Here is a 17,459-nt window from a genome sequence, read left to right on the forward strand (position 1 = left end):
CTCAGACCTCGCGTCGCGCTTCGCGTCCGGCGGCGAAGCGGTTCAGCGCACCTGTCGCCGCCAGCGCCTTGACGGCGAGCCAGCCGACGAGCCCTGCCAGAAGCGCTCCCGACGCCACGAGCGACACCAGGTAGATGGTGTTGAACTCGAGCGTCTTGAGGATGTTGGGCGAGGAGCCGTAGAACAGCTCGAACACCCACGCGCCCACGGCCGCGCCGACACCGGCGAGCATCGCGACCGGAAGCGTGAACCGGCGGTAGAGGAAGAGCAGGAAGATGAGCTCGGCGCCGAGGCCCTGCACGAGGCCGGACAGCAGGGTCGACACGCCCCACACGTTGCCGATGAGCATCGAGACGATCGCGGCGATCACCTCGACCAGCAGCGCGGCGCCGGGCTTGCGGATGACGAGGCCGCCGATGACGCCGCCGATCAGCCAGATGCCGACGGCGATGCCGCCCAGGCCCGGGGTGAGCCCGTCCATGGCGATGAACCAGGCGTAGCCGACGGTGTTCCAGCCCCAGAAGACGAGGCCGATCGCGACGCCGAGCACCGCGGCGACGACGATGTCGACGACGCGCCATCGGTAGGTGCGCGTCGGACGGGCGTCCGTGGCGGTCTCGGAAACGGACGAAGACGTGTTCATTTCACTCCTCCCTGCGCCGGCATGATCCGGATCAGGTTCGACGGTCGAAGCGCGGATCGCTTCCTCTCAGCCCGGCTCGCCGGACTCCCGTGGTTTCGCGGATGAGTATAGCCCGGGGCGAGACGGTAGTTTTGACACGTGACCGTCGAGGAACCGCTTGCCCCCACCACGCGCCGCGCGGCGCGCACCGGGCCGATCCCGACCGAGCCGCACGACTCCGAGGCCGGCTCGACGATCACCGACGACACCGTTCCGATCGAGGGCGTCCCAGTAGACGAGGCTCTCGCCGGAACGGGCCCGGTCGACGCGGCCCCCGCCGAGACGCTCCCGGTCGAGCCGCTCGAGCAGGAGCACGAGCTCGCCGAGACCGAGGTGCTCCCCGACGGGATGCTGCCCGCCGAGGCATCCCCCGCCCCTGACGCCCCGCCCGCCCACGTGGCGCTGGCGTGGCTCGACGAGGAGCGCGTCACCCCGCGCCCGATCACCCAGCCGACATTCGTCAATCAGGATCTGCTCGCCCACCGTCCGCGCCGGTCGCTCATCCGCGCGGGCGTGATCGTGCCCACGGCCCTGGCCGTGCTTGTCGTCGCCGCGTACACGATCGCGATGCTCCTGTGGCCGCTCAACGCCGTCGAGCCGACGGTGTCGCCGATCACGGTCGAACCCGCGCCCGCACCGGCGACCGCCCTGCCATGGCCGGCCGAGGGGTCGGCGGCGGTGACGGTCGATGGCATCGGCGGAGTGCCGGCCTCCAGCGCCGATGCCGCCGCGATCGCGAGCATCACCAAGGTCGTGACCGCGCTCCTCGTGCTCGACGAGTCGCCGCTCGCCGTCGGCGAGGCGGGGATCTCGTTCCGCTTCTCGTTCGCCGACAACCTGAACTACTGGTCGTATCGGGCCCGCGGCGAGTCCGCGCTCGATGTGCCCGTGGGCGGCGAACTCTCGCAGTACCAGATGCTCGAGGGCATGCTCATCGGCTCGGCCAACAACTACGCCGACCGCCTCGCGGGTAACTGGTGGCCCTCCGACGCGGTGTTCGCCGACGCGGCCCAGCAGTGGCTCACCAGCCACGGTGTGCCCGGCGTGACGATCGTCGAGCCGACCGGCATGGACTCGCGCAACGCGGCGAGCCCGGCCGCCCTCATCACCCTCGCGCAGAAGGCGCTCGAGAACCCGGTGATCGCCGAGATCGTCGCCAAGCGCTCGGTGGAGCTGCCGGGTGCGGGGCTCGTCGAGAACACCAACGCGCTGCTCGCCGACCCCGGCGTGATCGGCATCAAGACCGGCACCCTCGACCGCTGGAACCTCCTGTCGGCCAAGGACATCACGGTCGGCGAGACCCCGGTGCGCCTCTACGCCGCGGTGCTGGGCCAGCCTGACGAGGAGGCGCGGATCGCGGCATCCCGTGCCCTCTACACCCAGCTCGAACTCGAGCTGCAGCTGAAGCCCTCGGTGCCGGCCGGCACGGTGGCGGGCTCGGTCGAGACGGAGTGGGGCGATCAGGTCGACATCGTGACGGCGGCCGATGCGTCGGTGATCTTGTGGAACGGCGGCATCGGCGAGGTCGTGACGAACTTCGCGCTCGAAGACAGCCGCACCGCCGGCAACGACGTGGGTGCGCTGTCGGTGACCGGTCCTCTGGATGCCACGACCGTGAGCCTCCGGCTCGCCGACGACATCGGGCCGCCCGACGCCTGGTGGCGCCTCACCCACCCGCTGGAGCTCCTCGGCCTCGACTGAGAGCCGCCGCCGCGCCGGTCAGGACCCCGACTCGGCCTCGATCGCCTCGGCGAGCGTGTAGATGAGCGGCCATGCGCCCTCGGAGCTGTTGCCCAGCACGCTCACCGTCGTCTGCGACGCGACGATGTGCGTGGAGCGGAACGACGCACCGGCGTCGTAGCCCTCGATCGCGAGCACGGTGCCGCCCGGATCGATCGAGTACACGCCCAGCCCGCACCACATGTCCTCGCCGGGGATCTCGCCGCGGGGTCGGATCATCTCGGCCACGGTGTCGGGCGACACGATCGCGCCGGCGAGGAACGCGCGCCAGAACCGGTGCAGGTCGCCGGCGGTCGTGAACGCACCCCCGTCGCCGTTGCCGAGCACCGGCAGGTGGAGCGTGTTGGCCCGGTCGCCCGTGTCGAACACGTACCCGACCGCGGCCGTCGCGGGCAGCTCATCGAGTCGCAGGTAGTCCGTGTGCGCGAGCCCCGCCGGGGCGAGCACGAGCCGGCGCACCACGTCGTGGAACACCTCGCCGGTGATCCGCTCGATCACGACCGCCAGCACCATGTAGCCGCCGTTGCAGTAGGCCAGGCGTTGCCCGGGCGGGAACGACTGCGGAAAGCCGTCGAGCATCGGCAGGAAGGCGGCTGCGGTGGTCAGCTCGTGCACCGGACGCGTGAGCACGTAGTCGAAGACCTCCCCGTCGCTGTCCTCGTCGAGGTAGTCACCGATCCCGGACGTATGCGAGAGCAGCTGCTCGATCGTGACGGCGTCGTCGATGAGCGGCAGGTCTGCGCCGAGCACCTCTCGCACCGGCTGGTCGAGGCGCAGCATCCCGTCTTCGACGAGCCGCATCACCGCGAGCGCCGTGAACATCTTGCTGCCGCTGGCGATGCCGAACTGCGTGTCCGGAGTGTTCGGAACGGCCAAGGCGCGATGCGCGAACCCCCGGCAGCGCTCGAAGGTTCGCTCGTCGCCCACGTCGATGGTGACGACACCGGAGAAGGCGTGCTTTCTGGCGGCCACGTCGAACGTCTCGGTGCTGAGCTGCATGGCTTGCTCCTCGCTTCTGGCTGCGAGTCTATTGACGTCCCCGCGGCGCGAACAGCGCGCCGGTGGATGCCGCGCCCTGCCGCGCTCGTTCGGAGATCTGCGCTCGTTCGGCGATTCTGCGTCGGATGCTCCGCACGACGGCAGATCTCCGACGCACGGGCGCCAGGCAGTCCGACCCGACTAGACGAACTGGGCGGTCTGCTGCAGCCTCGTGCGCACGTCGAAGACCTCGTTGCCGCCGAGGGAGCGCGCGCCGGTGATGCCGCGCCGCAGCACGGCCGACAGTGCGCTGCGGGATGCCACGGCCACCGGCATCCCCTTGACCTTGCCGATCTCGTCGATGGGGTGCTCGACGTCTTCGTCGGGGAGCACGACGATCGCACCGCTGAAGCGCACGCCGGCCGCGCGGGCGATGACCCGCATGCGGGCGACGAGCTCGGCGATCGGGGCGCCGCCCACGCCGTCGCCGATGAGCTCGCCGCGCTTGAGGCGCACGGGTCCGCCGAAGTCCTCCGAGAGCACCCCGTACAGGCCGCTCGGGCCCAGCACGATGTGGTCGAGCTTCACGTCGGGGCCGGCACCCCGGCCGCCGGCGTACACGTCGTGCCACACCGTGTAGCCCATGCCGAGATCGGAGATGACGCGGGCGGTCGCCTCTTCGGCGAGCGCGTCGGCCAGGAGCCGCTTGATGTCATGGGGTGCGCGACGCACGAGCGCCGGGTCGTAGGGATCGGACAGTTCGACGCCGCGACCGGCCCACTCGCGGATGAGCGTCAGGTACCGCTCGCGCCGCCAGCCGCCCGGGTGGCCGTACGACCGGGCGCGGGGACGCGTGTCGCGCGTCTCGGTGCGCGGTGCCTGCCAGCCCGCCCACTCCGGCGCCGCAGCGGCGCCGAAGCCGTGGCCGCGGTCGTACGCGGCGCGCGCCTCCGCCGTGCCGACGAGCTCCCACGCCCGCTGCACCTGGATGAACATGGCCGCATCTCCCCCGGTGTCGGGGTGGGTCTGCCGCAGCCGCAGCCGGTACGCCTTGCGCAGCGCCTCGTCATCGATGTCGGGCTCGACGGCGAGCACCTCGTACGCCGAGGCGGAGAGCGGACTGTCGAACACCGGGTCAGTCCTCCGCCCAGAGCGGCAGTGCGGGCTCGAACGCGAAGGCCGCGTCGATCACGGCGGGGTCGAGCTCGGCGAGCGTGGCCGGCTGCCAGCGCGGCGAGCGGTCCTTGTCGATGAGCTGCGCGCGGATCCCCTCGACGAGGTCGGGCTGCGTCGTCGCGAACCACATCACCAGTCCGTACTCCTGGGCGAGCGCCGCGCGCAGGTCGGGAAGCCCGCGGGCGCGGCGGATGGCGGCGAGCGTCACGGCGAGCCCGGTCGGGGCGAGGCCCTCGAGCGTGTCGGCGGTGGTCGATGCCGCGGGCTCGGGCCGCGCCCGGAGGCGCGCGATGATCTCCCCGACGGTGTCGGCCGAGAAGGCGTCGTCGATCCACGCGCGCGCGGCCTCGAGGGTCGAGGGACCCGGCGTCTCGTCGAACAGGAGCACGAGCTCGGTCGGACTCGACGGGTCGGCGCGCGTGCGGAACGCGTCGCGCAGGGCGTCGAGGTTCTCCGACGGTACGAGGTGATCGGCGAACCCGGCGTAGACGGCGTCTGCGGCATCCATCACCGCGCCCGTCAGACCGAGGTACTCGCCGAGCCGGCCCGGGGCGTGGGCGAGCAGCCACGTGCCGCCGACGTCGGGAGTGAAGCCGATGCGCGTCTCGGGCATCGCGAGCTTCGAGCGCTCGGTGACCACGCGGATCGCGGCGTGGCCGGCGAGACCGATTCCGCCTCCCATGGTGATGCCGTCGGCAAGCGCCACGAACGGCTTCGGGTACTCCGCGATGCGCGCGTTCAGGGCGTACTCGGCGCGGAAGAAGTGCGCGGTGAGCTCCGGCTGGCCGCCGCGGATCTGCTCCGCGAGCCCGCGCACGTCGCCGCCGGCGCACAGTCCCCGATCGCCCGCGCCGTCGAGCAGCACGAGGTCGGCCTCGGTGTCACGCTCCCAGCGATCGAGTGTCGCCGACAGGGTCTCGATCATGCCGAGGTCGAGGGCGTTGATCGCCCGCGGGCGATTGAGCGTGAGGTGGCCGACACCGCCCTCGGTGCGGGTCAGGACGGTGGGCTCAGCGGCTTCGGTCACCTGCGCAACGTTACCCTTGTGCGCCTCTGCCGTTCCCGTGACGTTTCCGCAAAGATAAGGAGGATCGACTCCCGACGACGAGAGGGTTCGGATGCCCGACGGACAGGTGCTGGAATTCTCCGCGGTGACGAAGCGCTTCGGCGCCGTCACCGCCGTCTCTGATTTCACCGCCCGTGTCGAGCCCGGCACCGTGACCGGATTCCTCGGTCCCAACGGCGCCGGCAAGACCACCACGATGCGCATGCTGCTCGGCCTCGTCACGCCGAGTTCGGGCGCCGCGACCATCGGCGGCGTGCCGCATGCGAAGCTGCGGCAGCCGATGCGCGCGGTCGGGGCGGTGCTGGAGTCGTCGAGCTTCCACCCGGGGCGCACGGGCGCCAACCACCTCAAGGTCTACGCGCGGGCGGGCGGGCTGCCGAACGCGCGGGTCGACGAGGTGCTCGGTCTCGTCGGGCTCGCAGATGCGGCGGGTCGCAAGGCGGGCGGCTACTCGCTCGGCATGCGGCAGCGCCTGGGCCTCGCCTACGCGCTGCTCGGCGATCCCGGCGTGCTGGTGCTCGACGAGCCGGCCAACGGCCTCGACCCCGAGGGCATCAAGTGGCTGCGCGGATTCCTCCAGACCCTCGCCGGCGAGGGGCGCACGGTGTTCGTCTCGTCGCACCTGCTCGCCGAGATCCAGCAGACCGTCGACGCCCTCCTGATCATCTCGCGCGGGCGGCTCGTCTTCGAGGGCGGCATCGAAGAGCTCGCCGATCCCGCCGAGCACGCAACCGTCGTCGATGCGCCCGATCGCGCGGCGCTGATGCGGGCGCTGGATGCCGCGGGCATCGGCTACGAGGTGCTGCGTACCGGTCTCACCGTGCGCTCGAGCGACCCCGCCTCGCTCGGCGCGCTGGCCGCCGGCGCGGGCATCGCCCTCTCGTCGCTGCATCGCCGGGGACCGGCGCTGGAGGAGATCTTCCTCGAACTCGTCAACGGCACCCGGATGCACGAGAGCGCGGCAGGGGTCGGGGATGCTCCGGAGGCCGAGCCGGAACCCGAGGCCGAGCCTGAGGGGGAACCCGAGCCGATCGCCGAAGCAGAACCCGAGCCCGAGCCTGAGCCCGTCGCCGAAGCAGAACCGGAGCCCGAGCCCGAGCCCGAGCCGGAGCCGGAGCCGGAGCCGGAGCCGGAGCCGGAGCCGGAGCCGCAGCCCGAGCCCGTCGCCGAAGCAGAGCCGGAGCCCGAGCCCGTCGCCGAAGCAGAGCCTGAGCCTGAGCCTGAGCCCGTTGCCGAAGCAGAACCGGAGCCGGAGCCCGAGCCCGAGCAGGTCGAAGACACAGCACCCGAGCCGATCGCCGACGAGGAGCCCGAGGCCGAGGCTTCCCTTCCCTTCCCGGAGCCCCGCGACGACACCGATGACCGCCCGTGGGAGCACTACGAGAAGACCGACGCCGACGTCGAGGCCGATCGCTTCTTCGCGGCCTTCGATGCACCGCCCGAGACAGCCGGCGGCCCCGAGGCCGAACCCGTCACCGCCGACCAGACCCGCGAGGAAGGTGAGCAGCGATGAGCCTCGCCACCGCCACGCGCTCGGAGTCGACCAAGCAGTTCACCACGGCGATGTGGTGGGTGCTCGCCATCGTTCTCTTCGCCTACGTGGGCTTCACGGCCGCCGTGCTCGGGTTCGTCTTCGCGGCGTCGGCGACCGGCTCGCTGCCCGGCGACGCGCCCACGATCCCCGAAGACGGCCTCGCGCCCGTGCTCTACAGCACCGCCACGGCGGTCGGGTACGTCTTCCCGCTGCTGATCGGCACGCTGATGGTGACCGGCGAGTTCCGCCACCGCACGCTCACGCCGACCTTCCTGGCCACCCCGCGGCGGGGCATGGTGCTGGTCGCCAAGCTCCTCGTGGGCGTGCTGCTGGGCGCTCTGTACGGGATCGTCGGCATCGCGGCATCCGTCGGCCCGTCGGTCGGGTTCCTGCTCGGCTTCGACATCGACGCCCAGTTGACGAGTGTCGACACGTGGGCCATGTTCGGCAGGATGCTGCTGGCCTTCGTGCTCTGGGTGCTGATCGGCATCGGCACTGGCGCCCTGGTGCGCAACCAGGTGGGGGCGATCGTGGGCGTGCTCGTGTTCACGCAGTTCCTCGAACCGGTCGCGCGCACCGCCGCGGGCTTCGTGGACGGACTCACCGACGTCACGCGGTTCCTGCCGGGAGCCGCGAGCGACGCACTCGTCGGCGCGAGCCTGCTCACCGCCTCGACGGACCTTCCCACCGAGGATCCGCTCGAGTGGTGGGTCGGCGGGCTCGTACTGCTCGGCTACGCCGTGGTGACGGTGCTGCTCGGCCTCCTCACGAGCTGGCGGCGCGACGTCAGCTGACGCCTGCGGCGATGTCGACGACGTCGGCGGCCGCCTCGGCGGGCGCGTCCACGCGCAGCGCCTGCACGAGCGCGAGTCCGTGCCGGGTGGTGAGCGTGAGCCGCTCGAAGTCGGGGTGGCCCGCGAGATCGATGACCACGCCGGCCCGGTGGCGGCGGACGATCACGAAGTCGTCGCCTCCGGCCGCCTTCCACGTGCCCATGGCGACCAGCCCGCGGACGTGCGTGCCGGGGCTCGGGATGCCGCGCAGCCACGTCCAGCAGTCCTCGGTGAGCTGCACCTTGGTGATCTGCGAACGCTCGATGACGACATTCCCCTTGCGGAATGCCATCGCGCGCTCCGCACCCGACAGCACCACCTCGAGGCGGGTCGAATCGAGCAGCAGGGTCACCACCCCCTCAGTCTGCCAGCAAGGGCATGCCGCTTCGACCGGTTTGCTTACAGGAGCACAACGATCCCGGCACCGCCAGGGCACCCCTCCACGGCGCCCGGCCGCGCCCGCGGTGCAAGACTGGTGCAGTGACCCTGCTCGAGCCGTCCCCGCCCACGAGCACGCCGATCGCGCACGCGCTCGATCGCGCGGCGGGCGGCGCCCCGCTCACGGTCGATGACGCCACGGCGCTGCTCGGCGCGCGCGGGGCCGATCTCGACGCCGTGCTCGCCGTCGCGGGGTCGCTGCGGGATGCCGGGCTGGCCGCTGCCGGCCGCGCGGGCGTCATCACGTACTCCCGCAAGGCGTTCGTGCCGCTCACCACGCTGTGCCGCGACCGCTGCCACTACTGCATCTTCGTGGACACCCCCGGGCAGCTGCTCAAGAAGCGCAAGCCCGTCTTCATGTCGCCCGAGCAGGTTCTCGCCGTCGTGCGACAGGGCGCGGCGATGGGGTGCAAGGAGGCCCTCCTCACCCTCGGTGATCGGCCCGAGGAGCGGTGGCCCGAGGCGCGCGCGTGGCTCGACGAGCACGGCTTCGCCTCGACGCTGGACTACGTGGGGCACATCGCGCGGCTCATCACCGCCGAGACCGGCATGCTCGCGCACCTGAACCCCGGGGTCATGACCGCCGACGAGCTGGTCGCGCTGCGCCCGACGGCGCCGTCGATGGGCATGATGCTCGAGACCACCTCGCGCCGACTCCACGAGGAGCCCGGCCAGGTGCACTACGGATCCCCCGACAAGGACCCGGCCCTGCGCCTCCGGGTCATCGACGATGCCGGCCGCGCGCGCGTGCCGTTCACCACCGGCATCCTCGTCGGCATCGGCGAGACCGTGCGCGACCGGGCCGAGTCGCTCGTCGCGCTGCGCGACCTGCACGCCCGGCACGGGCACGTGCAGGAGATCATCGTCCAGAACTTCCGCGCCAAGCCCCGCACCGCCATGCAGGACGCACCCGACGCCGACCTCATCGAGTACGTCGCCGCCGTGGCCGTCGCCCGACTGGTGATGGGCGCGCACATGCGCATCCAGGTGCCGCCGAACCTCTCCGCCCCGGCCGAGTTCGCCCTCCTCGTGCGCGCGGGCATCGACGACTGGGGCGGCGTCTCGCCGCTGACCGCCGACCACGTCAATCCGGAACGGCCCTGGCCGCACGTCGACGACCTCGGGGCGAAGACCGCGGACCTCGGCTACACCCTGCGCGAGCGCCTCACCGCCCACCCCGAGTTCGTGCGGGATGCCGCGACCTGGCTCGATCAGGCGATGCGGGCGCCGGTGGCGGCCCTGGCCGACCCCGCGACCGGGCTGGCCGCTGCGGGCGCGGTGGTGGGGCACCCGGCCGCGCAGCCGGACGAAGGGCCGGACACGTTCCGGCGCCGGGTCGAGCGGGCCGCCGCCGACCCGCTGAGCCTCGACGACGCCGAGTGGGCGCGCCTGCTCGCCGCGACCGGCGACGACCTCGACGCCCTCGCGGCCACGGCCGACGACGTGCGCCGGTACACGGTCGGCGAGGCGATCACCCTCGTCGTCAACCGCAACCTCACCTCGTCGGGCTTCACGCGGGGCGCCCCGACCGCGCCCGGCGCGTTCACGCTCGACGACGCGGCAGCCATCGCCGTCGACGCCGCCGCGCTCGGCGCGACGGAGGTCTGCGTGCAGGGGCTCCTTCCGGCCGAGGTCGAGGCGGAGGCCTACCTCGACATCGCGCGGGCGATCAAAGACGCGGTGCCCGGCATCCACCTCCACGCCTACCGCCCGCAGGACGTGCGCGACCTCGCCGACCGCGGCGGGCTCGGACTCGACGGGGCCCTCGCGGCGATGCGCGCCGTGGGCGTGGACACCGTGCCCGGCACCGGCGTCAAGGTGCTGAGCGAGCGCGTGCGGGCGCTCGTCGCACCCGGCGACCTGGAGATCGATGGGTGGGTCGAGGGCATCACGGCCGCGCACCGCGCCGGTTTCCGCTCGACGAGCGTGCTGTTCTACGGCCACGTCGAGACCGCGGCCGAGCGTATCGCGCACCTGCGCGCACTGCGCGCGATCCAGCACGAGACGCGCGGCTTCACCGAGTTCGTGCCGATCCCGCTGCCCGGCCCCGCCGGCGGGGTGCCGCTCGTGCCCGGCCGCGCCGCGATCGACGAGCACCGCGCCATGGTGGCCGTCTCGCGGCTGATGCTGTCGGGCAGCATCCCGCACATCCAGATCCCGTGGACCCGGGTCGGCCGCGACACCGGAGCGGTGCTGCTGCGATCGGGCGGCGACGACCTCGGCGGCACTCTGCTCGACGGGCGGGTCAAGCCCGAGGCGGGCATCGAGCACGGTCTCGAACTGCCGGTGGCGGATGCCGCCGCGATCGCTGCCCGCATGTTCCGCCCGTTCCGGGTGCGCACGACCACGTACGGCGACGCGGGGGCACGGCCATGACCGAGCCGGTGGAGGTCGCCGTCGTCGGGGCCGGGTTCGCCGGACTCGGCATGGCGATCGCCCTGCGCCGCGCCGGTATCGACGACTTCGTGGTGCTCGAGCGGGCCGGATCGGTCGGCGGCACGTGGCGCGACAACACGTATCCGGGGGTGGCGTGCGACGTGCCGGCCCACCTCTACGGGTTCGCGAGCCACCCGAACCCGGACTGGTCGGGGCTGTACGCGCGCGGCGACGAGATCCGCCGCTACCTCCTCGGGGTCGCCGACGCGGAGGATCTCGGCGTCCGGCTGCGACTGCGCACGGCGCTCCTGTCGGCGCGCTGGGATGCCGACCGCGACCTGTGGCGCCTCTCCACCTCGCGCGGCGAGGTGACGGCCCGCTCGCTCGTGCTCGCCTGCGGCCGGCTCACCGAGCCGAGGATCCCCGAGATCGACGGGCTCGAGACATTCCCCGGCCCGCTGTTCCACTCCTCGCGCTGGGACCACTCGGTCGACCTGACCGACGCCCAGGTCGGCATCGTCGGCACCGGGGCGAGCGCCGTGCAGCTCGTTCCGACGCTCGTGCGGCAGGGGGCGCGCGTCACGGTGTTCCAGCGCACGCCGGCCTGGATCGTCCCCCGCGGCGCCCACCCCTACACCGAGGCCGAGCGCACACGGCTGGCGACGCACCCCGGCGAGCTCGCGCGCCTGCGGGCCGCCCTCTACGCCGAGGGCGAGGCGCGGTTCGCGTCGCGATCGGGGGATGCCGCGGCGGCGCGCGCCGCGCAGGAGAGCGCGCTCGCGCACCTCGCGGCGCAGGTCGCCGACCCGGCGCTTCGCGCGGCGCTCACCCCCGACTACGCGTTCGGGTGCAAGCGCGTGCTGCTCTCCGACGACTTCTATCCGGCGGTGGCCTCGCCGGCGGTCACGCTCGTGACCGCGGGCCTTGCCTCGGTGGAGGGCGCGACGCTGATCGCCGACGACGGCACCCGTCACGACGCCGACGCACTCGTGCTCGCCACCGGCTTCGCGACCACGCAGCAGCCGTACGCCGACCTCGTCACCGGCGAAGACGGCACCCTCGCCGACCACTGGTCGGGCGGCATGACCTCGTTCGGCTCCACGGTGGTCGCAGGCTTCCCCAACATGTACGTGCTCGACGGCCCGAACGCCGCGCTCGGGCACTCCTCGTCGGTGCTCATGATCGAGGAGCAGGCCGCCTACGCGGTGCGGTGCCTCGTGCGCGCGCGGCGCGGCGTGCTGCGGGTCGAGCCGGCGGCCGAAGCGGCCTACACCGAGGAGATCGCGGCGGCCGCGGCATCCACCCCCTGGATGACCGGCGGCTGCCGCAACTGGTACGTCGACGAGCGGTCGGGGCGGCTGACGCTGCTGTGGCCGGGCACCGTCGACGCGTTCCGGGCGCGACTGGCGCGCGCGGACGGTTCGGAGTTCGCGTCCGCCCGGGCGGACGTGCAGAGAGGAGATGCGTGATGATTCCCATCCGGTTCGGCTACAAGGCCTCCGCCGAGCAGTTCGGCCCCGGCGAGCTGCTGGACTACGCGGTGCTCGCGGAGGAGGTCGGGTTCGACTCGGTGTTCATCTCCGACCACCTGCAGCCCTGGCTGCACGAGGGCGGGCATGCCCCGGCATCCATCCCCTGGCTCGGCGCGCTCGGGGCGCGCACCTCGAAGGTGCTGATCGGAACATCGGTGCTGACCCCGACCTTCCGGTACAACCCCACCGTCGTCGCACAGGACTTCGCGACCCTCGGCGTGCTCTACCCGGGGCGGGTGATCCTGGGCGTCGGCACCGGCGAGGCGCTCAACGAGGCGAACCTCGGCATCACGTGGCCCGAGCCGCCGGAGCGGTTCCAGCGGCTGAAGGAGGCGATCGGCCTCATCCGGCGCCTGTGGTCGGAAGACAGGGTGAACTTCGACGGCACGTATTACCACGCGAAGAACATCACGATCTACGACAAGCTCGACCAGCCGGTGCCGATCTACATCGGCGCCGCCGGCCCGGCCGCGACGCGCCTCGCGGGCCGGATCGCCGACGGCTTCATCACCACCTCGGGCAAGAAGCGCGAGCTCTACACCGACACGCTGCTGCCGGCGCTCGAGGAGGGCCTGTCGAAGGAGGGCCGCGCACCGGGATCGATCGACACCCTCATGGAGATCAAGGTCTCGCTCGACGAGACGCTCGAGGCCGCGCAGGAGAAGACGCGGTTCTGGGCTCCGCTGGCGCTCACGCCCGAGGAGAAGATGGGCATCGACGACCCGATCGAGATGCAGCGGCTCGGCGAGGAACTGCCGATCGAGCGCGCGGCGTCGCGGTTCATCGTCTCGGACGACCCCGACGAGCACGTCGAACGGATCGCCTGGTACGTGTCGCTGGGCTTCCGGCACCTGGTCTTCCACGACCCCGGCCACGACCAGGAGGCGTTCCTGCGCCGCTACGGCACCGAGATCCTGCCGCGACTGCGCGCGCGGTTCGGAGCGTGACGGCGAGCCCGGCCGCCGCGGGCTGGGCGGTCGTCGTGCCGGTCAAGGATCCGGCCCGGGGGAAGTCCCGCCTGTCCGTCGACGGGGTGGACCGCGCGACGCTGGCACGGGCGATCGCGCTCGACACCGTCGCGGCGGTGGCGGTGTGCGACGAGGTCGCGCGGGTGATCGTGGTCACCGACGACGCCGCCCTGCCCGCGCACGCGGGCGACATCCCCGGCGTGCGGTGGGTCGATGAGACGTTCGCCCGCGAGCGCGCCGCGGCCGATGCCGTCGCCGGACGCCCCGGGGCGGGCATCGCCCCGGCGGGGCTCGACGGAGCGATCGCCCTCGGGATCGCGACAGCCGGTGAGGGGATGCCGCGCGCCGCGCTGCTCGGCGACCTGCCCGCCCTGCGCGCCGACGATCTGGGTGCGGCGCTGCGGGCCGCGGCATCCCGCGATCGGGCCGTCGTCGCCGACGGCGAGGGCACGGGCTCGACCCTGGTGACGGCCGCGCCGGGCGTGGCGTGGCGCTCGTCGTTCGGCGACGGATCGTTCGCCCGCCACGTGGCACTCGGGTGCACGGCGCTGGCCGTGGAACCCGACTCGACGCTGCGGCGCGACGTCGACACGGCGGCCCAGCTGCGCGCAGCCCTCGCGCTCGGCGTCGGCCCCCGCACCGCGGCCCTGCTCGCGCGGCCGTAGCCCGACGGGCGGGGTGGGCGCCGGACCCCCCGGCTCAGGAGACCAGCAGGTAGACCGCGCCGACGACCGTGAAGACGATCACCAGCTTCTCGAACACCGACTGGTCCAGGCGCGAGGCCAGCCACCGACCGGCGAAGGCGCCGATCACCACGAGCGGCACCAGCACGGCATCCACGAGCAGTCCCGGCGCGGTGATGATGCCGATCCCGACCGAGAACGGCACCTTGAAGATGTTCACGATCGCGAAGAACCACGCCGCGGTGCCGAGGAACTCCTTCACCGGGAACCGCGCCGCCAGGAAGTACATCGACATGACCGGCCCGGCCGCATTGGCGACCATCGTGGTGAAGCCGCCGAGCGTGCCGTAGGTCGCCGAGGCCACACGGTGCGAGCCCTCGCCGCCCGCCGTCGCACCCAGCCGCCGCCGCACGAGCGTGATCGCGATCACCGCGAGCAGGATCACCCCGATGACGCGCTTGACCCACACATCGTCGGCGAACGCGAGGAACACGACGCCGAGCAGCACTCCGACGACCACGGCCGGCATGAGCCGCAGCAGCGCCCGCCAGTTCGCGTGGCGGCGGTACATCGTGACCGCGAAGATGTCGGCCACGATCAGCAGCAGCAGGAGCGTGCCGGTGGACTGTCGCGCCGGCAGCACCGCCGCGAAGATCGCGACCGCGACGGTTCCGGCGCCGGGCACCGCGGTCTTCGACAGTCCGACGATCAGCGACGCCGCGCCCAGGGCAACCCACGCCCACCAGGTGAGATCGGGCACGTCACACGCCGCCGGTGCGCAGCGCGGCTTCGGCGAGGGCGGCCGAGGTGGCGGCGTCGGTCATCCACAGCGGAACGACGGGAGAGTGGATGCCGCGCCCGGCCACCTCGTCGGCGGCAGCCGCGTCTTCCTCGGCGAGCAGCCACGCGTCGAGGAGTCCGCCCGAGGATCGGGCCCCGTAGTGGGCCGCGACTGCCGCGGCGGAGGTCTCCACGCCGATGGCGGTGAGGCACACGTCGGCCATGCCGCGCACGACCTCTCCGCCGATGATCGGCGAGACGCCGACGACGCGCGCCGGTGCGGCGGCGAGGGCCGCGCGCATTCCAGGCACGGCCAGGATCGGCCCGATCGACACCACCGGGTTCGACGGCGCGACGAGCACGACGTCGGCCGCGGCGATCGCCTCGGTCACCCCGGGCGCCGCAGCAGCCGCCTCGATGCCCGGGTTCTCGAAACGGGCGGGGGCGAGGGTCGCCCGGTGGCGCGTCCACCACTCCTGGAAGTGCATGTCCGATCCGTCGGCGAAGACCACCCGCGTGTCGACCTCGGCGTCGGTCATCGGCAGCAGCCGGGCGCCGAGCGGCCACCGCTCGGCCATGCGGGCGAGCACCGCGGTGGGCGTGAGCCCGTCGCGCAGCCATCCGGTGCGCGCGAGGTGGGTGCCGAGATCGAGGTCGCCGAGCGTGAACCAGGGCCAGCCGGCTCCCCACGCCTGCAGCTCGGCGTTGACGCGCTCGGTGTCACCGGCGCGTCCCCACCCGCGGACGGTGTCGTTCACGCCGGCCAGCGCGTAGGTGATCGAGTCGACGTCGGGCTGCAGGCGCACGCCCGAGAGCCACAGGTCGTCGCCGGTGTTGACGACGACCGTGAGGGATGCCGCGGTGTCGGCGACGCCGCGATCGCGCAGCGCGGACCGCACGCCGAGCACGAACCGCGATCCGCCGACGCCTCCGGCGAGCACGACCACGCGCGGTGCGCGCGAGGTCACGAGTTCTCGTACCCGGGGAGCGGCAGCACGCCCGTGCGGGGCGTGAATTCGTCGGCGGCGTACGGCAGCGGGAACGACCCGAGCGCATCGATGAGCGAGTCCACCGTCTGGGTCTGCGCGACGACGTCGACCTCGAGCCCCGCGTGCCGGGCATCGGCGGCCGTGCGCGGGCCGATCGCGGCGATGAGGGTCGAATCGGGGATGTCGGGGAACTGCGCGACCACCTGCTCGGCGACCGAGCCGCTCGTCACGAGGATCGCGTTGACCCGGCCCGATCGCACGTCGGCGGCGACCTTGTCGGACACCGGCACGCCGATCGTGCGGTAGGCGACGACGCTGCGCACCCGATGGCCGGCGCCGATGAGCGTCTCGGTGAGCACGGGCTTGGCGATCTCGCTGCGCAACGTGAGGATCTCGCGCGGCTCGGGCTCACGGGCGATGAGGTCGGCGGCGAGGCCCACCGCGGAGTTGTCGTCGGCGGGCACGAGATCGACCCGGTAGCCGACCGCCTGCAGCGCGGCGGCGGTGGTCTCGCCGACGGCGGCGACCCGGGTGTGCGCGGGGATCTTCGCGCGGTACGCGTAGAGCACGTCCACGGTCGTGGCGCTGGTCATCGTGAGCCAGTCGAAGGCGCCGGCCGACAGATCGACGAGCGCCTGCTCGAGGGTCTCCTGGTCGGTCGACGGGGCGAAGTTGATGAGCGGCGCGACCACGGGACTGGCACCTTTGCGTCGGAGCGTCGCCGCGACGCCGTCGCCCCACGGCCCGCCGCGGGGCACGAGGACGCGCCAGCCGGCGAGGGGCTTCTCAGACGATGCGTGTGGGGCGTGGTTCATCAGCAGGGCTCTCAGGCGCGGATTCGGCCGCCCCGACGTTCGAGCAGCCGATACGTGATTCTCGGGTCACGCGATCGGCAGCGTCCGCACCATTGCACTGCCTGGAACCGAGCATACCCCCGCTGACAGGTCGCTGTGAGCGCGGCGTGTCCATTGCGCGGCTTTCGCTCGCTCCGCCAGGGATCCGACCCGCTCAGCGCGAGTAGAGGCGCACCAGTCCCCACACGGCCGCGCCGACGGCGGCGGCTCCGACGACGACGGCCACGGCCGCCGCGGCGGGATTGCGCTGCGAGAACGCGCGGGCTTTCACGATGCCACGGTCGACCGCGTTCCCGACGCGCCGGGGCACGTTCGCCTTCGTCTCGATCGCCGCGAGCGCCGCCTTCAACTCGGCGCGCGCCTTCTCGACCGGATCGCCGATGCCGAGGGGCACCGCGGTGCGGGGAACGGGCACGTTCGTGGGCGCGTCAGAGCTCATCGCGCACCTCCTTCACATCCTGGGCGATCGACTGCACCGGATTCTGGCGGCTCGAGAGGCGCTTGAAGCGCATCAGCCCCAGCAGTGCGAGCACCGCGGTGATCACGAGCATCACGGCGAACACGACCAGCGCTGCCAGCCACACCGGCCACACCAGCGACAGGGCGGCGATGATGACGGTGAACAGCACCGGAACCGCCCAGAACAGCACGAACAGGGCGGCGAGCACCCAGACGACGCCGATCCCGGCATCCTTCGAGGTCTTCGCCGCCCACTTCTTCGCCGCCTCGACCTCGGCGACCACGAGGTTTCGGATCAGCTCCGGAATCTCGCCGACGAGCGTCAGCAGGCTGTCGTCCGCGCGATCGCGGAGGCCACGGGGGGTCGTCAT

General features: G+C 72.6%; 17 protein-coding genes and 1 riboswitch. Of the genes, 7 read left to right on the top strand and 10 right to left on the bottom strand.

The genetic code is table 11. From position 1 onward, the window contains the following. Position 1 precedes the first annotated feature (1 nt). Complete coding sequence (locus HQM25_RS16180; protein WP_172991166.1) at positions 2 to 643, bottom strand: ECF transporter S component; 642 nt, start codon at positions 641 to 643, stop codon at positions 2 to 4. Next, a riboswitch (TPP riboswitch) is annotated at positions 635 to 744 on the bottom strand. Its footprint overlaps the gene before it by 9 nt. A 37-nt stretch (positions 745 to 781) precedes the next feature. Between HQM25_RS16180 and HQM25_RS16185 the strand changes: the two genes are divergently transcribed. Beyond that, positions 782 to 2,383, top strand: a complete 1,602-nt coding sequence (locus tag HQM25_RS16185; RefSeq protein ID WP_172991167.1) for a D-alanyl-D-alanine carboxypeptidase family protein — start codon at positions 782 to 784, stop codon at positions 2,381 to 2,383. Positions 2,384 to 2,401: 18 nt separating this feature from the next. On the opposite strand, the gene HQM25_RS16190 is transcribed toward HQM25_RS16185, so the two are convergent. From HQM25_RS16190 to HQM25_RS16200, 3 genes are all read right to left on the bottom strand, one after another. Further along, positions 2,402 to 3,421 carry a serine hydrolase domain-containing protein gene (locus tag HQM25_RS16190; RefSeq protein ID WP_172991168.1) on the bottom strand — a complete coding sequence of 340 codons (1,020 nt, stop codon included), beginning with the start codon at positions 3,419 to 3,421 and terminating at the stop codon, positions 2,402 to 2,404. Between the two features lie 180 nt (positions 3,422 to 3,601). Next, positions 3,602 to 4,531, bottom strand: coding sequence for a J domain-containing protein (locus tag HQM25_RS16195; RefSeq protein ID WP_172991169.1), 930 nt, complete (start codon positions 4,529 to 4,531; stop codon positions 3,602 to 3,604). Between the two features lie 4 nt (positions 4,532 to 4,535). Continuing rightward, complete coding sequence (locus tag HQM25_RS16200) at positions 4,536 to 5,603, bottom strand: enoyl-CoA hydratase/isomerase family protein (protein ID WP_172991170.1); 1,068 nt, start codon at positions 5,601 to 5,603, stop codon at positions 4,536 to 4,538. Positions 5,604 to 5,694: 91 nt separating this feature from the next. Between HQM25_RS16200 and HQM25_RS16205 the strand changes: the two genes are divergently transcribed. Together HQM25_RS16205 and HQM25_RS16210 are read left to right on the top strand one after the other, a co-directional pair. Next, positions 5,695 to 7,155 carry an ABC transporter ATP-binding protein gene (locus HQM25_RS16205; RefSeq protein ID WP_172991171.1) on the top strand — a complete coding sequence of 487 codons (1,461 nt, stop codon included), beginning with the start codon at positions 5,695 to 5,697 and terminating at the stop codon, positions 7,153 to 7,155. Further along, positions 7,152 to 7,970 carry an ABC transporter permease gene (locus HQM25_RS16210; RefSeq protein WP_172991172.1) on the top strand — a complete coding sequence of 273 codons (819 nt, stop codon included), beginning with the start codon at positions 7,152 to 7,154 and terminating at the stop codon, positions 7,968 to 7,970. The genes HQM25_RS16205 and HQM25_RS16210 overlap by 4 nt, the downstream gene beginning before the upstream one ends. On the opposite strand, the gene HQM25_RS16215 is transcribed toward HQM25_RS16210, so the two are convergent. Continuing rightward, positions 7,963 to 8,364 carry a hypothetical protein gene (locus tag HQM25_RS16215; RefSeq protein WP_172991173.1) on the bottom strand — a complete coding sequence of 134 codons (402 nt, stop codon included), beginning with the start codon at positions 8,362 to 8,364 and terminating at the stop codon, positions 7,963 to 7,965. The two genes, HQM25_RS16210 and HQM25_RS16215, sit on opposite strands and share 8 nt — an antisense overlap. Positions 8,365 to 8,489: 125 nt before the next feature. Here HQM25_RS16215 and cofG point away from each other — a divergent pair, with 125 nt between their 5' ends. Genes cofG through cofC form a run of 4 tightly spaced genes read left to right on the top strand, consistent with a single transcriptional unit; the run spans position 8,490 to position 13,988 of the window. Beyond that, positions 8,490 to 10,823, top strand: coding sequence for a 7,8-didemethyl-8-hydroxy-5-deazariboflavin synthase CofG (gene cofG / locus HQM25_RS16220; protein WP_254359415.1), 2,334 nt, complete (start codon positions 8,490 to 8,492; stop codon positions 10,821 to 10,823). After that, positions 10,820 to 12,292 carry a flavin-containing monooxygenase gene (locus HQM25_RS16225; protein WP_172991175.1) on the top strand — a complete coding sequence of 491 codons (1,473 nt, stop codon included), beginning with the start codon at positions 10,820 to 10,822 and terminating at the stop codon, positions 12,290 to 12,292. The genes cofG and HQM25_RS16225 overlap by 4 nt, the downstream gene beginning before the upstream one ends. Further along, positions 12,289 to 13,302 carry a glucose-6-phosphate dehydrogenase (coenzyme-F420) gene (fgd, locus tag HQM25_RS16230; RefSeq protein WP_217275161.1) on the top strand — a complete coding sequence of 338 codons (1,014 nt, stop codon included), beginning with the start codon at positions 12,289 to 12,291 and terminating at the stop codon, positions 13,300 to 13,302. Before HQM25_RS16225 ends, fgd begins: the two co-directional genes overlap by 4 nt. After that, positions 13,299 to 13,988 carry a 2-phospho-L-lactate guanylyltransferase gene (gene cofC, locus HQM25_RS16235; RefSeq protein WP_172991176.1) on the top strand — a complete coding sequence of 230 codons (690 nt, stop codon included), beginning with the start codon at positions 13,299 to 13,301 and terminating at the stop codon, positions 13,986 to 13,988. The genes fgd and cofC overlap by 4 nt, the downstream gene beginning before the upstream one ends. A 34-nt stretch (positions 13,989 to 14,022) precedes the next feature. Here the strand turns inward: cofC and HQM25_RS16240 are convergent, their stop codons facing one another. From HQM25_RS16240 to HQM25_RS16260, 5 genes are all read right to left on the bottom strand, one after another. Further along, a complete protein-coding gene (locus HQM25_RS16240) occupies positions 14,023 to 14,766 on the bottom strand; it encodes a sulfite exporter TauE/SafE family protein (RefSeq protein ID WP_172991177.1) in 744 nt (247 codons plus the stop codon). Between the two features lies 1 nt (position 14,767). Then, positions 14,768 to 15,754, bottom strand: a complete 987-nt coding sequence (cofD, locus tag HQM25_RS16245) for a 2-phospho-L-lactate transferase (protein ID WP_172991178.1) — start codon at positions 15,752 to 15,754, stop codon at positions 14,768 to 14,770. Then, positions 15,751 to 16,590 (bottom strand): uroporphyrinogen-III synthase, encoded by an 840-nt coding sequence (locus HQM25_RS16250; protein WP_172991179.1) that lies wholly within the window; start codon positions 16,588 to 16,590, stop codon positions 15,751 to 15,753. The genes cofD and HQM25_RS16250 overlap by 4 nt, the downstream gene beginning before the upstream one ends. Before the next feature lie 193 nt (positions 16,591 to 16,783). Further along, on the bottom strand, positions 16,784 to 17,068 hold the full coding sequence (locus tag HQM25_RS16255) for a hypothetical protein (protein WP_172991180.1): 285 nt from the start codon (positions 17,066 to 17,068) through the stop codon (positions 16,784 to 16,786). Beyond that, positions 17,058 to 17,459, bottom strand: coding sequence for a phage holin family protein (locus HQM25_RS16260; protein WP_172991181.1), 402 nt, complete (start codon positions 17,457 to 17,459; stop codon positions 17,058 to 17,060). The genes HQM25_RS16255 and HQM25_RS16260 overlap by 11 nt, the downstream gene beginning before the upstream one ends.

This window comes from Microbacterium hominis (assembly GCF_013282805.1).
In the GTDB taxonomy this organism is placed as follows: domain Bacteria; phylum Actinomycetota; class Actinomycetes; order Actinomycetales; family Microbacteriaceae; genus Microbacterium; species Microbacterium hominis_B.

Excerpts from the sequence above, each read along its gene's own strand:
- HQM25_RS16180 (WP_172991166.1), bottom strand. The coding sequence starts at position 643 with ATGAACACGTCTTCGTCCGTTTCCGAGACCGCCACGGACGCCCGTCCG.
- HQM25_RS16190 (WP_172991168.1), bottom strand. The coding sequence starts at position 3,421 with ATGCAGCTCAGCACCGAGACGTTCGACGTGGCCGCCAGAAAGCACGCC.
- HQM25_RS16205 (WP_172991171.1), top strand. The coding sequence starts at position 5,695 with ATGCCCGACGGACAGGTGCTGGAATTCTCCGCGGTGACGAAGCGCTTC.
- HQM25_RS16210 (WP_172991172.1), top strand. The coding sequence starts at position 7,152 with ATGAGCCTCGCCACCGCCACGCGCTCGGAGTCGACCAAGCAGTTCACC.
- HQM25_RS16225 (WP_172991175.1), top strand. The coding sequence starts at position 10,820 with ATGACCGAGCCGGTGGAGGTCGCCGTCGTCGGGGCCGGGTTCGCCGGA.
- HQM25_RS16250 (WP_172991179.1), bottom strand. The coding sequence starts at position 16,590 with ATGAACCACGCCCCACACGCATCGTCTGAGAAGCCCCTCGCCGGCTGG.
- HQM25_RS16255 (WP_172991180.1), bottom strand. The coding sequence starts at position 17,068 with ATGAGCTCTGACGCGCCCACGAACGTGCCCGTTCCCCGCACCGCGGTG.
- HQM25_RS16260 (WP_172991181.1), bottom strand. The coding sequence starts at position 17,459 with ATGACGACCCCCCGTGGCCTCCGCGATCGCGCGGACGACAGCCTGCTG.